Raw genomic sequence first — 14,484 nt, forward strand, 5'->3', positions numbered from 1 at the left:
GACATCTGGTCAGTACACCGGGGCCGCGCGACGATGGTCGTGTGGAGCCCTACTGGGAACTGACCTTCGACGCCGACGGGGACGTCGACACCACGCAGCGCGACCGCCTCATCGCCGAGGTGCCCCGTGAGCGCGTCACCGATCTCCTCGTCCTCGCGCACGGCTGGAACAACGACCAAGACATGGCAACCGACCTCTACCGGCGCTTCTTCACGCCGTGCCAGGACCTCGCGGGACCGCGCGTACGCCTGGGATACGTGGGCGTGCTCTGGCCCGCCATCCGCTTCCCCGACGAGCGCATCCCGGACTTCGAGCCCTCGGTCACGACCACCGGGGCGGGCCCGACGCCGGGCGCGGGACCTCTGCTCGACGAGCCGACCATGCGCCTCCTGTCAGGCACGTTCCCCGACGGTGAAGCCGAACTCCGCCGGATCGGCGCGCTGTTGGCGGAGCGATCCGAGGTGCCGACGCGCCTCTACGAGTACGGACGCCTCGTACGCAACCTCGTGGCCGTGCATCAGAACAGCGCCGCCCACCGCTTCGCCGACGACACCTGGACGGGCGTGCCCGCCATGCTGACCGACGACGCGGTCGAGGTCTGTCAGATATTCGCCGCGGCGATGGAGGGCACCGGGCAGCAGGAACTCTTCGGCAGTCTGCGCAAACGGCTCTGGAACGGGGCGCACGAACTCCTGCGCCAGGCCACCTACTACGCCATGAAGCGCCGGGCGGGATCGGTCGGCCAGCTGGGTCTCGGCCCGGCGATCGGGCTGCTCGCCCGCGAGGCGCCGAACGTGCGGGTGCATCTCGTCGGGCACAGCTTCGGCGCCCGGCTCGTGTCGTACGCGCTGCGCGGGATGCCCGCGTCGGTGCGTACCGTGAAGTCCACCACGCTGCTCCAAGGGGCGTTCTCGCACTACGCGTTCTCCAAGCGACTTCCGCACGCTCCCTCACGCGGCGGCGCGCTCCACGGGGTGCAGCGGCGGATCGACGGCCCCCTGGTCGCCTGCTACTCCCACCACGACGACGCCCTGGGCAAGATCTACCCCCTGGCGTCGAAGCTCGCCGGGGACTCCTCGACCTTCCTCGGCATCTGGGAGCGCTGGGGCGCCATCGGGTACAACGGCGTCCGGGCGGTGGACGGCGCCAAGCGCGTCAAGCTCGGCCGGGCCATCCCCGCCAAGGGGTGCGTGAGCGTGGACGTGTCGGCGGTGGTGCGGCGCGGGGGTCCGCCCGCCGGCGCGCACAGCGACATCTGCCACGAAGAGCTGGCGCGTGTCGTGTTCGCCGCAGGGCGGATCCCCCGGACGTAACTCCTTTTCTGTTAGCGGTGCTTGGGGAACTCGACGACCTGCTGGTACGTGGGCCGGTTCTGCCACTGGATCGGCCCGTGCGTGATGCCGCCGAGCGCCCGGTGGATGACCGAGTCCGCGCACCACTGGTCGCCCGCCGAGCAGCTCGCGTCCCCGGGATATACCTCGTTCGCGGGCTTGGCGACGGCCTGCGTGAGGGTGGCCAGGAGTGCGTCACGGCAGGCGTCCAGCTTCCCCTCGCCGCAGTACTTCTCGCCGAGCTCGCCCTTCACGGGCTCTCCGAGCACCGCCCGCAGATCCTTGTCCGCGAAGCCCCACCAGCCGTACTGGAAGGCCGATCCGGCGTGCGCCCCGGTCGGTCCGTGCCCGGCGGAGGGTGACTCGTCGGTGCCGAGCTGCGCCGTCAGCGCGTCGTAAAGATCCTTGCCCATGCCCGGCTTGAACTCGGCCTCGACAAGGAGGGGCCACCAGGCGTCCATGATGCGTACGGCGTCGGGGTGGGCGTACTTCTTGGAGCCCGCCGCCGTCTGGTTGCGCTGCGCCCCGGCCTTCTGCCACGCCTCCAACTGCTGTACGGCCTTGGCCTGCCCGGGGTCGGTGACGGGCTTGCTCCGCACCACCTTGAGCAGTTCGGGAAGCACCTGTTCGCCGCGCAGGTCGGTGACCGCCGCCTCGGACATGGCTTGGGTCAGCGATGCCCGCGTGACGCCGCCCTTCTCGGTGAGCTTCTTCACCCGTCCGTCGAGCAGGTCACCGCGGTGGACGGCGCTGATGCCGAAGCCCGCCGTGCTGAAGTCCTTGGCCTGCTTGTTGTTCCAGGAGATGTAGTAGTCCTGGTTGACGGACTGCGGGTGCTGAGCCGACGGGGTCTGCGCCGAGGTGTTGTTCTCCGGCTCGAAGTTCTGCCATTCATAGGCCTGTTGGGCCTTGACGGGCAGGGCGGGGTCGATGTCATTGGCGCGCTCCGGGTTGGCGCCGCTGTTGTAGTAGGCGGTGTCGCGCGAGTCGGCGTAGAACCAGTTGAAGGCGTAGCTGATGTTCTCGGCGGCCTTCTTGAAGGTCGAGGCGTCCTTGACGTACGTCGGGTCGTTGAGCATCTGGAAGCCGATGATCGAGTCGGCCTCGTGGCGGTAGGTGGAGCGCAGCGAGACGTACGCGACCGGTTTGCCCTCGACGCTCGCGCGGTGCGTCACGACGCCGTACTTCGTGCGGAACACCTGCATGCGGTAGGAGCCCGCCGCCGTGGAGTCGGCGAGGGTCGGCTTCCAGGCGTTCTTGCGCTCCAGCTTCTCCATGGGGGTGCAGGTGCCGTGGTGGAGGTAGTGGGTGGACTGCTTGGTGGGCGCGCCGCCGCCCGGTTCGCAGAGCTCGACGGCGTACGTGTCCGTGATGTCCTGCCCTGCGGACGTGGCCGACCAGGCGTAGTCCTGGCCGCGCCCCAGCTGGACGTACATGCCGACGCCCGCGAAGGAGACGCCGCGCGCGCTGATGCCGGGGCCCTGCAGCTCCTGCTGCATGAGGAGCTGGGGAGCGAAGTAGCCCGTCTGCGGGCCGAATACGGCGACCGGGTTGCCGCTCGCGGTGTGCTTCGCGGAGACGACGAGGGCGTTCGACATGCCCTTCTTCTGGCCGTCCTTCTTGAACAGGTCGGCGGGCAGCACCCCGTCGTCGTACATCCCCTGGAGCGGTTCGAGCTTCTTGGGCGCCTTCACCGGGTCCTTGGCCGCGGTCTTGGCGCCGCCCTCACGGTCGAAGACGAGCTGTTCGCGCTCGACCGAACCGGCGTCGGGCATCGCGGTGCCGCGCGCGTCGGCCGGCTTGCCCGCGTACGGGAAGCTCGTGCCGTCGTGGATGGTCTGGACGGCCTCCGGGTCGTTGCGGGCGCGGAAGGACTCCCAGACCTTCGTGCCCTTCTCGACGCCGTACTTCTGCTGTGACTTGAGGAGCGAGAGGGCAGCGTCGACTTCTCCGCCGCCGCCGTTGCCGAAGAGCCCGCCGACGACGGACGCGAGCGCGATCATGTCGGTGATCTTGAAGGGCGCGATCTCGCCGATGTTGGTGATCGCGTCGATCTTGCCGGTCAGGACGTACTCACCAGGGAAGTAGCGGCCGTTCTTGGACTTCACGCGGTAGGCGTTGAGCCCGTCGATGTAGGCCTGGGCGTCCTCCATGGCCTGTTTGCCGCGCTCGCCCTGGGTCGTCCTGATGTACTCGACCTGCTTCTCCAGGTCCTTCTCCTCGTACGGAGCCTGTGGCCAGAACTGCTGCTCCAGGCCCTGGTTCGCGAGCGCGCCGCCCGCGAACGAGGTCAGCTCGCCCCGGCCGATGTGCCGGAAGAGATCGATGAGCCAGAGCCGGTCCTGCCCGGCCGCGAAGCCCGCGCCGAACTCGGTTCCGTAGCGCGTGCTGCCCTTGATGTGCGGGATCCCGTACTTCTTGTCCCGGGTGATCGTCACGTCGTCGCGCGGCTTGGTGACGGAGGCGGCCTGGCCGTCGCGGACACCGAAGGAGGCGTCGTTGAAGAACTCCGTCAGCTTGTCGTCGGTGAGTGAGGGATAGCCGGAGGAGAGCGCGTCGTACGGTCCCAACTGGTCGTTCGCATGAGCGGGTTGGGTGCCGAAGACGCGGTGGCTGAGTATCTCGGCGAGTGTGGCGTTGCCGTTCGCGCCGGGCGGAAGGACGTCCGCGCACTGCCCCTCGCAGTAATCGGTGGCCGGTGGGGGCTCGTCGGCGGCCGACCCCGGCTGCGGCGAGAGGAGGGACGCGGCAAGTGCTAGCGCCGCTGTGGCGGTGAGGGTTCTGAGCCGGACGATGCGTCGTCGCATGTGTGCTCCTCTGGGCTCCGCTTGTGCTCCTGTGGGGAGAAGTTGAGGCGGAGGTTACTGGCGGGTTGCCGATCCCGGAAGATGAACATGCGTCGCTTTTCCATAATCACCACATCGTCACTGCTCAGGGCTCTTCATCGCGGGTCTGATGACAGCCATCTGAAATCGGATGGGCCACAAGGGAGCCGAATCGCGTGTCGATACGTCTACTCGGCAACGTCCGAGAACGTGCGACGGAGGTGCAGGGCGATGGCCGGATTCCGGAGTCTCGCGAGACAGGTGCGTGATCCGCTGAGCGATTTGGCACTGCGACGGTACTCGCTGCGCAAGTGCCTGGAGAGGTTCGCCCCTTACGGCCACCGGGCGACCTGGGACCATCTGAGCTCCCGAGCGGGCTTCGGGCCCGAGGACCGGTCGCCCGACCCGGCGCGGCTGGTGGCCGCGCTCGATGAACTGGAAGCGGCGCGGGCGGTATGGCTCGCCTACGAGGAGGGCTTCGCGGAGCGCCGCCGCAAGGAGAAGCACGACGGTCTTCGCCGGCCCGGCAGCGTGGACGACTGGCACCGGTGCACCTGGGGAGGGTTCGGGGTCGCCTGGTGCGACGACCCCGGCGTCCACCCATCGGAATCACTGGCCGAGGTACTGCGCCGGCTGATCGCGGCGCTTGAGCGGGAGCCGGGCACGGGCTGCCCGGTGTGCGCCCGCTCCGACCTCGTCTGGACGCACGGCCTGGCGCACGAGCCCTCATCGGGCGCGGTCTGCGCGGGCTGCGGAATAGTCGTGCCGGACCCGGTGCTCACACCCGACGCGATGGCACGCGCACGGGCACGGCGGGAACGGCCGCTGGTCTCGGCGTGACGTCCTAGGGCGTGGGCGTCGAGACGTCCCACTGGATGGCCAGTTTGAACTCGGCGAACATGAGCGGCGCGGCGATCTTCACGTCGCCCGCGCCGCGTGCCGATATCTTCAGGCCGACCGGTGTCTGCGGATGCACGAACATCTGCCAGGTGTGCGTCCGGTACTGCCCGCCCCTGGTGGGCACCCAGTCGGTGGTGGCCGTCGAGTCGTACCCCGTGGAGCCACCGAGCGGATCGCGCACGTAGCGCGCGCGGTATTCGGTGGGCCGGTCGTTCGGCTTCCAGAAGATCATCGCCGACAGGGTGCCCCAGCCGTCGTGGCTCGGCCAGATGAGCCCGGACCGGGCGTCCGGGAACCGGGACGGGGTCGTGGCACCCTTGCCGGGGTCGTGCATGTTCCACGGGTCGTACGACTCCTCGGCGTCCTGGTACGGAAACCGTACGAGGTGGTAGCCGTCACTGTCGTACGTGATCTTCTGCGGCCCCGTCCGGGCGGCGTCCCACTTCAACGAACAGATGGCGATTCCCATCGGCCCTCCCCCTGTGTGTCGTCGTCTGTGCTGTCCTGTGGTGATGCAGGTATGTGTGAACGGCGCCCGCGGCGCGGGCGATGGCGCGCTGATCCCCTTGTCGCCCGATGCGATGGCCGAGTCCGTGGCCCAGGCGGTCGCGGCGGGCGCTCGGGATGTTCATGTACACCCCAAGTCCCCTTGTGGACAAGACACGTTGGCGCCGCGGGCGGTTGCGGCCACGCTGGAAGCGGTCCGCGCCGTGACCTCCGTCCCCGTCGGCGTGACCACAGGTTCCTGGGCCGAACCGGACCCGGACAAGCGCGTGGCGGACATCCGCGCGTGGACGGTCCTGCCCGACCACGCGTCGGTCAACTGGCACGAGCAGGGCGCGGAGGCGGTGGCAGCGGCGCTTCTCGACCGGGGCGTGGGCGTCGAGGCGGGTATCTGGTCCGGCACGGACGGCGGGGAACGCTTCGCCGCGTCCGCGCTCGGTCCGCGGGTCCTGAGGGTCCTCGCGGAGGTGATGGACCCGGACCCCGGTACGGCCCGTGACTCGGCCCGCGCTCTCCTCGCCGTGATAGGCGCGGCGTACGGCCGCCCCGTCCTGCTGCACGGGGAGGAGGGCGGCACGTGGCCTGTGCTGCGGCTCTCGGGGCGGCTTGGGCTTGCGACCCGCATCGGCCTCGAGGACACGTTGGTCCTGCCGGACGGGGGGCGGGCCGTGTCCAACGCCCAGTTGGTCTCGGCGGCGCTTTCCGTACTGAGCACGTTGTCCCCGTAGCGGGGCTGCGGAACAGGGCTCTCCCACCCAACAGCCCGTTCACCCCGCGTCCACCCCTGAACGAACAAGCTTTCCCGCCCACTCGCCCGATTGCCCCGCGTCAACCGGTGGGCGGTGCCGTGTCGGTATGTCTGCCCGGAGCGCGGTTCGCGGCGCGGCCCCGCCCCACAGACGGAGAGACACCGCACCGCACCCAGCGACTCAGCCGCCCCCGGCGTCCGTCACCCGCACCCCATCCGCGATCCCGACCACCAGAACCCGCGTCCCCTCCTCCAACGGCCGCCACCGGTGCGGCAGTTCGGCCGCGCAGTACAGCGTGTCGCCCCGGTCCAGGCGGTACACCGATCCGTCCGCCTCCACCTCGGCCGAGCCGTCGGCGACGTACAGGATCTCGTCGTTGCGGTGGCGGTACTCGCGCCCCCAGTCGTGGTCGCCGGTGAATTCCAGGGCGTGCAGCCGCTGATGGCCGCGGACCAGTGGACGCATCCGCGCCTCGCGAGCACCCGGACCCACGCCCGCACCCTCCCCCTCGCTCACGGAGGCCGATCCGGCGCGCACCACATCGACCGGGCGCGGCGGATCCGCCGATGCGAGGAGTTGGACGGCCGTGGTGTCCAGGGCGTCGGCGATGCGCTGGAGCGATCCCATGCTGGGCCGGGAGCGGCCGTTCTCCACCTGGCTGAGGAAGGGCGCCGAGACCCCCGCCCGCGCCGCCACGTCGGCCAGCGTCAGATCCAGGGCGCGGCGGAGCCTGCGGATCCCGGGACCGATCTGCGGGGCGTCCGCATCACTCGTACCCATACCGCGAAGCCTATCTCTTGGGTTAACGTCTTCCGCACTGCTTAATAAAATTAAGCAGCGGAGACTATGAGAGGACGGCCCTCATGACCCCCATGACCTCCGTGGACCAGAATCAGCGCCGCCGCCGCGGCACCGGCCTGATGGCCCTGGACGAGGACGCCAGTTACGGCGGCTACACCCTCTTCGCCCCGCTCACCGGCGGCGGCGAGGTCTACCTGATCGACGCCCACGGCGAGATCGCCCACCGGTGGGACCTCCCGCACCGCCCGGGCCGCCACGCACGGATCCTGCCGAACGGGAACCTCGCCTACAACGGCGTGCTCCCCGACGAGCCCGCGCTCTTCCCCATGTGGCACAAGTACCGCGGCGGGATCATGCAGGAGATAGCCCCGGACGGCACGGTCCTGCGCGAACACCGCGACCGCTTCCAGCACCACGACGCGCACCACTACGGCGACGGCAGGCTCCTCTACACCGCGCTCGAACCCCTGACCGGCGCAGACGCCGCGGCCGTACGCGGAGGCGTACCCGGGTCCGAGGCCACTTCCCAGGAGACCGACGGCGGCACCATCTGGGCGGACACCATCGTCGAGGTGGACGCCGAGGGGAACACCACCTGGGAGTGGAAGGTTTCGGAGCACCTCGGCCGCGAGGACTTCCCGCTCCACCCGGACTACGCCCGCGAGCACTACCCGCTGATCAACAGCGTCCTGCCGACCAGCGACGGCAACATCCTCGCCAGCTTCCGCTCGGTCTCCGCCGTCGTCGTCATCTCCCGCGAGACGGGCGACATCATCTGGCGCTCCGAGCCCGGCGTCGTCTCCCAGCAGCACTGCCCCACCGAACTGCCGAACGGCAACTTCCTCGTCTTCGACAACGGCGTGTTCCGGCCGCACTGGGACGTGCCGTTCAGCCGGGTCGTGGAGATCGAGCGGACGAGCGGCAAGGTCGTCTGGGAGTACCACGACCCGGCCCGCGAGTCGTTCTTCGCGCCGTTCATGGGCAGCGCCCAGCGCCTTGCGAACGGCAACACCCTGGTCACCGACTCCCCCGCGGGCCGTCTCTTCGAGGTCACGGCGGACGGCTATCTGTGCTGGGAGTACATCGTGCCGTTCTTCGGCGGCTACGAGGAGGAAGAGGTCCGCAAGCTCTTCCCGTCCGAGCCGAACGCCGTCTTCCGCGCCTACCGCTACGCCGCGTCCGAACTGCCCTGGCTCGCCCTCACCCCGACGGCCACCCCGGCTCCCGCACCAGCGAAGGGCTGAGCCCCGTGGTCGCCGCCGTCGACGAGCGCATCCCACTGCCGCGCCTCGTACCGCTCGCCGTCCAGCACCTCCTCGCCGGGATCGCGGCTCCCGTCTCCTCGGTGATCCTGATCGGCACGACGCTGCGCCTGACCACCGGTCAGACGGCATCGCTGCTCAGCGCCACCCTCGTGCTGTGCGGCATCGGGGCGCTGCTCCAGTCCCTCGGGCTGCGGGCGCTGCGCGTCGGCGCCCGGCTGCCCTTCCTGATGCTGCCGGGCGGGGCCGCGGTGGCGATCTTCCTGCAGATCGGGAAGGAGTACGGGGCCGAGACGGCGTCCGGCTCCGTGCTGATCGCCGCGGTGTTCCTGATCTGTGTACTGCCCTTCTACGGGAGGGTGGTTCGGCTGTTCCCGCCCCTGGTGATGGGGACGACGGTCGTCCTGATCGGCATCAACATGATCAAGGTGACCGCACCCATGGTGGCGTCGGGCCCCGGCGCCGGCTTCGCGACGCTCGGCGTCATCGCGGTCCTCTTCCTCGTCCTGCGCGGCGTATGGCGGCAGATGGCGGTGCTCTTCGGCCTCGCGGGCGGCACGCTCATCGCGCTCCTGCTCGGCACGGACATCCACCTCGCGTCCGGCGCCGCGTTCGCCCTGCCCGACCCGTTCCCCTACGGCGCCCCGCACTTCGATCTGCTCGCCGCGATCCCGCTGCTCGTCTTCTCGCTCGCCTCGCTCGCCGAGGCCACCGGGCAGACGGTGCTCAACAGCGAGGCGGTCGGCCGCACCCCGGACGCGGGCCGGGACGTACCGCGCATCGCCCGCGCCGACGCCCTCGTCTCACTGGGCGCCGGTGTCTTCGGTACGTCCCTGATGGTGACCAGCGCCGAGAACATCGGCATCGTCCAACTGACGCGCGTACGCAGCCGGTTCGTCACGGCGGGCGCGGGCGTGCTGCTCGTCGCCTGCGGCCTCCTGACACCCCTGACCCGGCTGCTCGCCGCCATCCCCGAACCGGTGGTCGGCGCCGCGGGCCTGGTGATCTACGCGGTGATCGCCGTCCTCGGCTTCAGCATGCTGTCCCGGGTCGACCTCACGCACGGCACCGACAACGTGGTCGTCGCGCTGGCCCTGGTCGTGGGGCTGCTGCCGGTGATGACCCCCGACCTGTACGCGCCGCTGCCGTCCTGGGCGCACACGATCTTCGGCAGCGGAGTGGCCGCGGGGGCGCTCGCCGCGGTGATCCTGAGCGCGGCCTTCCGCCACCTGGGGCCGAAGGAACGGACCGAGGACGCGCCCGAGATCACGGAGTCCGGGGCCGACGCTCCACCAGCAGACGGGAGCCGGTGAGGCGTTCACCGAAGACGTCGTCCGGGTTGGAGAGCACGCAGTTCTCCAGGGAGAGACAGCCGCAGCCGATGCAGTCCGTGAGGTGATCGCGCAGTCGGCCCAACTGCGCGATGCGGTTGTCCAGTTCGGAGCGCCACGCCTCCGAGAGGCGCGCCCAGTCCTCACGGGTGGGGGTGCGTTCCTCGGGGAGCGAGTCGAGCGCCTCGCGGATCGTGGCGAGCGGAATACCGACGCGCTGGGCGGCGCGGACGAAGGCGACGCGGCGCAGCGCGTCACGGTGGTAGCGGCGCTGGTTGCCCGACGTGCGGCTACTGGAGATCAGGCCCTTGGACTCGTAGAAGTGCAGGGCCGACACGGCCGCGCCGCTGCGGGCCGAGAGCTGGCCGACCGTGAGCTCGTGGATCTTCTCTGGGATCTGGGGCACCCCTCACACCCTAATGGCTGGACCGTCGGCCCCCCCGCTGCCTGGTCCGTCGGCCCCGCTGACTGGTCCGTTGACACACGCCGACGCACACCGCATGCTGAGCAAGCGCTTAGTACAATACTTTGAGGAGGCCAGGGACATGGCAGAGCCGAGGATCTTCGCGTCGGCCGACGACCTGCGTGCCGGAGTCGGCGAGCAGCTCGGACACAGCGAGTGGCTCGAGGTCGACCAGAAGCGGATCGACCTGTTCGCCGACGCCACGGGCGACCACCAGTGGATCCACGTGGACGCGGAGAAGGCGGCTCAGGGCCCCTTCAAGACGACCATCGCGCACGGCTATCTGACGCTGTCGCTGCTGCCGAGCCTGGTGCCGCAGGTCATGCGGGTCGAGGGCATGAAGATGGGTGTCAATTACGGCACCAACAAGGTCCGCTTCCCCTCTCCGGTGCCATCGGGCTCCCGGGTACGGGCGACCGCCGTACTCACGGAGGTCGAGCAGACCAAGGACGGCGGCGTACAGATCACGGCCAAGGTCACCGTCGAGCGCGAGGGCAGCGACAAGCCTGCCTGTGTCGCGGAGTCGGTCTCCCGCTACTACTTCTGAGCCCCGCCCGGGAGGCTCCGGAGCTCAGGAGGCCCGCTCCTGAGCTCCCACCATCCGCAGCACGAGGTCGGCGTAGAGCGCGCCGACCTCGTCGGGTGTCCGGTGGCCCGCGACGTTGAACCAGCGGGCCACGTCGATGCAGAGCGAGAGCACGGCAAGCGTGGTGCCGGGCACGTCGGGAACGTCGAACTCCCCGTTCCGCACCCCGTCGTTGATCATGTCCCGCACGGCGGCGTCCGACTGGCGGCGCAGCGCGATGATCTCCGTGCGGTGCTCGTCGCCGAGCGCGTCCAGCTCGTACTGGACCACGCGTGCGGTGGTGTGGTGGTCGGCGTGCCAGCGGACGAAGGAGCGTACGGCGTCGGCGAGCCGCTCCGCCGCGCTGCCGGGACCGTCGGCCGCGGTGCGCAGGACCCGCAGGGCCTTGTCGTGGCCGATCCTGCTGATGCGGTGGAGCAGCTCTTCCTTGGTCTTGTAGTGGATGTAGAGCGCCGCCGGGCTCATGCCGGCGCGGCCCGCGATGTCCCGGGTCGTCGTCGCGTGGTACCCACGCTCGGCGAAGGCCTCGACGGCGGCGATCAGCAGCCGCCGCGCCGCATCAGGCGTGACCTCGCCCCATGGCAGGTCCTCGCCCTCGGTCTGCTCCGCCGTGCTCATCGTCCACGCTCCTTCCGCCCGTCGGGAGGACACCATACCCCTGACGGTGAGCAAGCGCTTAGGACGCCGGTCAGGCCACCGGCTTGAACGGGTCGTGTTCGGCGAGGATCTTCTCGAGGCGGGCCTGGTCGACGCGGCTGACGAGCTGGTCCGCCTCCTGCCGGTCCCGGATCACCTTGGCGAGGGTGAACGCGGACGTCGTCAGGTACAGGACAGAGATGGCAAGGAAGGCGCGGATCCAGCCACTGACGTTAAGGCTGTAGATGCCGACCGCCGTCGCGCCGAGCGCCACGGCGAACGACGCGACCGCCTGACCGTAGTAGGCGGTGGTGCTCTGCTGCTTGACCGGTGTCTCACTCATGATCAGAGCTTCGCCCGGGAGCGGCTCCACCACATCCGCTCCCGTACTCAGCTCCCGTACTCAGCTCGCGCACTCAGAACGCGCGTTCAGAACGCGGAGACCCCGGTCAGCGCGCGCCCGATGACCAGCTTCTGGATCTGGCTCGTGCCTTCATAGAGCGTCATCACGCGGGCGTCGCGCAGCAGCTTGCCCGCCGGGTACTCGTCGATGTAGCCGTAGCCGCCGAAGACCTGGAGCGCGTTGTTGGCGGCGCGCACCGCGGCCTCGGAGGCGAACAGCTTCGCCTTGGAGGACTCCGTGGTGAAGGGCTGCCCGCGGTCGATGAGGTCGGCGACCCGCCAGGTCAGCAGGCGCGCGGCGTCCACGTCCACCGCGATGTCGCTGATCAGCTCCTGCACCAGCTGGTGCCCCGCGATGGACTTGCCGAACTGCTCGCGCTCACTCGCGTACGTCACCGCCGCGTCGAGGGCGGCCTGGGCGATGCCCACGCACCCGGCGGCGACCGACATCCGCCCCTTGGCGAGCGCCGACATGGCCACCGAGAAGCCCTTGCCCTCGGGCGCCATCATGGCCGACGCCGGGACCCGGACGTCTTCGAGAACCAGCTCGGCGGTGGCCTGGCCGCGCAGGCCGAGCTTGCCGTGGATGGTGCGCCGGCTCAGGCCGGGAGTGTCGGTCGGAACGAGGAAGGCCGAGACGCCCTTGTGCCCGGGGGCGTCGTTCGTCCGCGCGAAGAGCAGCACGACATCGGCCCAGCTGCCGTTCGTGATGAACATCTTGGAGCCGTTGATGACGTAGGAGTCGCCGTCGCGCACAGCCTTCGTCGAGAGGTTCCCCGCGTCGGATCCGGTGCCCGGCTCGGTGAGCCCGAAGCAGCCGACGTACTCACCCGAGGTGAGCCCCGGCAGCCACTGCCGCTTCTGCTCCTCGCTCCCCCAGTACGCGATGGTCTTGGCCACGAGCCCCAGCGACACCGACACGATGCCGCGCACGGACGAGTCGCCGCGCCCCAGCTCCTCGGTCACCAGGCAGTAGGCGAGATGGTCGCCGCCCGAGCCGCCGTACTCCTCGTCGATGGTGAGCCCGAGGAAGCCGACCTCGCCGAGCTTCTTCACGATGGACCGGTCCACGCTCTCGGCGCGGTCCCACTCGATGACGTGCGGGGCGATCTCGCGGGCCACGAAGTCCTTGGCCAGCTGCCGTACGGCGGACTGCTCCTCGCTGAGCTCCAGATTCATCGCGGGGCACCTCTTCGGATCGACTCTTGGGACCAGATGTGGGTCAGACTTAAATTAGCACTGCTAGTTTCTGGCGGCAGCCCTACTATGTGCCGCATGGCCCGACCGCGCAAGCCCCTCCTCAGCAGAGATCGCATCGTCGAGACGGCGCGCGCGCTCGTGGACGCCGAGGGCCTCACCGCCGTCTCGACGCGCCGCCTCGCCGCCGAGCTCGGGGTCAGCGGGCCCTCGCTCTACAACCACTTCCGCACAAAGGACGAGATCCTGGAGGCGGTCGCCGACTCGGTGAGCGCACAGGTCGACCTGTCGATGTTCGAGGCCGCCGACGTCCGCGACTGGCGCACGGCGCTGCACGACTGGGCCGTCTCCTATCGCGCGGCGCTCACCCTGCACCCCAACATCGTTCCGGTGCTCGCATCGGGACCCGGCCGCCGCCCGGCAGGACTGCGGCTCGCGGACGCGGTGTTCGGCGCGATGGTCGACGCGGGCTGGCCCGCCGCGCAGGCCACGTCGATCGGCGCCCTGATGCGGTACTTCATCATGGGCTCGGCGCTCGGCTCCTTCGCCGGCGGCTTCGTGGACGACGAGGCCGCTTACGACCCGGCCGACTATCCCCACCTGGGTCAGGCCCATCTCCTGGCCGATCGCCAGCAGGAGATCGACGAGCGGGCGTTCGAGACGGGCCTTCGGGCGCTGCTCGACGGCCTCGCGCTCCAGTACACGCAGGTGGCGGCGCCCACCGGATGACCGTTCGGCGCACACCGAACGGTTCCCGGCGCATCCTTGGGCCATGACGGACCCCGCAACCCCACGCCTTGCCGCGCTCACCGGGCTCATCGCCGACGAGACGCGCGCCGCCTGCCTGCTCGCGCTGCTCGACGGCAGGGCCTGGACCGCGGGCGAGCTTGCGCGGCACGCGGGGGTCGCCGCGTCCACACTGAGCGAGCACCTCGGGAAGCTGGTCGCGGGCGGGCTGCTCGCCGAGGAGCGGCAGGGTCGCCACCGCTATGTCCGCATCGCCGACGCGCGGGTGGCGCAACTGATCGAGGACCTGACCTCGTACGTACGTCCTGGCGGGGCCGCGCTCCGGCCGCCGCGCACCCTGCGGGAGGCGGGCGCGAGCGGGGCGATGGCGCGGGGGCGCACCTGTTACGACCACCTGGCGGGCCACTTGGGGATCACGATCACCCGGGCGATGACGGAGCGCGGACTGCTGCGGCAGGACGCGGGGTTCGCTCTGACCGACGAGGGGATCGGCTGGTTCGGGGAGTTGGGCATCGGCCTTGAGCGCACCGGCAGGCGTCCACTGGCCCGCGCCTGCCTCGACTGGACGGAGCGCAGGCCGCATCTGGCCGGAGTCGCGGGCGCGGCACTGTGCCGCCACGCGCTGGACACCGGGTGGTGCGTGCGGATCGGTTCGCAGCGGGCGGTCAAGGTGACACCGGCGGGGGCCAGGGCACTTCGGACGCACCTCGGTATCGCCGCACCCCGATAAGTAGATGTAAGGTGCATCTG

15 protein-coding genes are annotated in these 14,484 nt (G+C 70.1%); 8 read left to right on the forward strand and 7 right to left on the reverse strand.

The window, feature by feature from the left end:
* The first annotated feature begins 41 nt into the window (after positions 1–41).
* The gene (locus tag ACFQ7F_RS12530) at positions 42–1,313 is read left to right on the forward strand and encodes a serine-threonine protein kinase (protein WP_383269668.1); all 1,272 of its coding nucleotides are present in this window, start codon (positions 42–44) and stop codon (positions 1,311–1,313) included.
* A gap of 11 nt (positions 1,314–1,324) precedes the next feature.
* On the opposite strand, the gene ACFQ7F_RS12535 is transcribed toward ACFQ7F_RS12530, so the two are convergent.
* A complete protein-coding gene (locus ACFQ7F_RS12535) occupies positions 1,325–4,138 on the reverse strand; it encodes a penicillin acylase family protein (RefSeq protein WP_383269669.1) in 2,814 nt (937 codons plus the stop codon).
* 249 nt (positions 4,139–4,387) lie between these two features.
* On the opposite strand from ACFQ7F_RS12535, the gene ACFQ7F_RS12540 reads away from it, so the two are divergent.
* A complete protein-coding gene (locus ACFQ7F_RS12540) occupies positions 4,388–4,996 on the forward strand; it encodes a hypothetical protein (protein WP_383269671.1) in 609 nt (202 codons plus the stop codon).
* 4 nt (positions 4,997–5,000) lie between these two features.
* Here ACFQ7F_RS12540 and ACFQ7F_RS12545 read toward each other — a convergent pair whose 3' ends face one another.
* Entirely contained in the window at positions 5,001–5,525 is a 525-nt protein-coding gene (locus ACFQ7F_RS12545) for a hypothetical protein (RefSeq protein ID WP_383269672.1), read from the reverse strand.
* Between the two features lie 40 nt (positions 5,526–5,565).
* Here ACFQ7F_RS12545 and ACFQ7F_RS12550 point away from each other — a divergent pair, with 40 nt between their 5' ends.
* Entirely contained in the window at positions 5,566–6,288 is a 723-nt protein-coding gene (locus ACFQ7F_RS12550) for a 3-keto-5-aminohexanoate cleavage protein (RefSeq protein WP_383269674.1), read from the forward strand.
* Between the two features lie 201 nt (positions 6,289–6,489).
* On the opposite strand, the gene ACFQ7F_RS12555 is transcribed toward ACFQ7F_RS12550, so the two are convergent.
* Entirely contained in the window at positions 6,490–7,089 is a 600-nt protein-coding gene (locus tag ACFQ7F_RS12555) for a helix-turn-helix domain-containing protein (protein ID WP_383269675.1), read from the reverse strand.
* A 92-nt stretch (positions 7,090–7,181) separates the two neighbouring features.
* Here ACFQ7F_RS12555 and ACFQ7F_RS12560 point away from each other — a divergent pair, with 92 nt between their 5' ends.
* Positions 7,182–8,354, forward strand: a complete 1,173-nt coding sequence (locus tag ACFQ7F_RS12560; RefSeq protein ID WP_383269752.1) for an aryl-sulfate sulfotransferase — start codon at positions 7,182–7,184, stop codon at positions 8,352–8,354.
* A gap of 5 nt (positions 8,355–8,359) precedes the next feature.
* On the forward strand, positions 8,360–9,685 hold the full coding sequence (locus tag ACFQ7F_RS12565) for a uracil-xanthine permease family protein (protein ID WP_383269677.1): 1,326 nt from the start codon (positions 8,360–8,362) through the stop codon (positions 9,683–9,685).
* On the opposite strand, the gene soxR is transcribed toward ACFQ7F_RS12565, so the two are convergent.
* Positions 9,639–10,109 (reverse strand): redox-sensitive transcriptional activator SoxR, encoded by a 471-nt coding sequence (soxR, locus tag ACFQ7F_RS12570; RefSeq protein ID WP_383269678.1) that lies wholly within the window; start codon positions 10,107–10,109, stop codon positions 9,639–9,641. The genes ACFQ7F_RS12565 and soxR overlap by 47 nt on opposite strands.
* A 139-nt stretch (positions 10,110–10,248) precedes the next feature.
* Between soxR and ACFQ7F_RS12575 the strand changes: the two genes are divergently transcribed.
* The gene (locus tag ACFQ7F_RS12575; protein WP_383269680.1) at positions 10,249–10,713 is read left to right on the forward strand and encodes a MaoC family dehydratase; all 465 of its coding nucleotides are present in this window, start codon (positions 10,249–10,251) and stop codon (positions 10,711–10,713) included.
* A gap of 24 nt (positions 10,714–10,737) precedes the next feature.
* Here ACFQ7F_RS12575 and ACFQ7F_RS12580 read toward each other — a convergent pair whose 3' ends face one another.
* The 3 genes from ACFQ7F_RS12580 to ACFQ7F_RS12590 form a co-directional block, all read right to left on the reverse strand.
* Positions 10,738–11,370: a TetR/AcrR family transcriptional regulator gene (locus tag ACFQ7F_RS12580; protein ID WP_383269681.1), complete on the reverse strand. Its 633-nt coding sequence runs from the start codon at positions 11,368–11,370 to the stop codon at positions 10,738–10,740.
* Between the two features lie 70 nt (positions 11,371–11,440).
* Positions 11,441–11,731 (reverse strand): YiaA/YiaB family inner membrane protein, encoded by a 291-nt coding sequence (locus ACFQ7F_RS12585; protein WP_383269683.1) that lies wholly within the window; start codon positions 11,729–11,731, stop codon positions 11,441–11,443.
* An 86-nt stretch (positions 11,732–11,817) separates the two neighbouring features.
* A complete protein-coding gene (locus ACFQ7F_RS12590) occupies positions 11,818–12,969 on the reverse strand; it encodes an acyl-CoA dehydrogenase family protein (protein ID WP_383269684.1) in 1,152 nt (383 codons plus the stop codon).
* An 87-nt stretch (positions 12,970–13,056) separates the two neighbouring features.
* Between ACFQ7F_RS12590 and ACFQ7F_RS12595 the strand changes: the two genes are divergently transcribed.
* Together ACFQ7F_RS12595 and ACFQ7F_RS12600 are read left to right on the forward strand one after the other, a co-directional pair.
* Positions 13,057–13,716, forward strand: coding sequence for a TetR/AcrR family transcriptional regulator (locus ACFQ7F_RS12595; protein ID WP_383269686.1), 660 nt, complete (start codon positions 13,057–13,059; stop codon positions 13,714–13,716).
* A gap of 43 nt (positions 13,717–13,759) precedes the next feature.
* Complete coding sequence (locus ACFQ7F_RS12600) at positions 13,760–14,464, forward strand: ArsR/SmtB family transcription factor (protein ID WP_383269688.1); 705 nt, start codon at positions 13,760–13,762, stop codon at positions 14,462–14,464.
* The last annotated feature ends 20 nt before the right edge of the window (positions 14,465–14,484 follow it).

Origin of the sequence: Streptomyces sp. NPDC056486, from assembly GCF_042795295.1 — a bacterium.
Classification (GTDB): domain Bacteria; phylum Actinomycetota; class Actinomycetes; order Streptomycetales; family Streptomycetaceae; genus Streptomyces.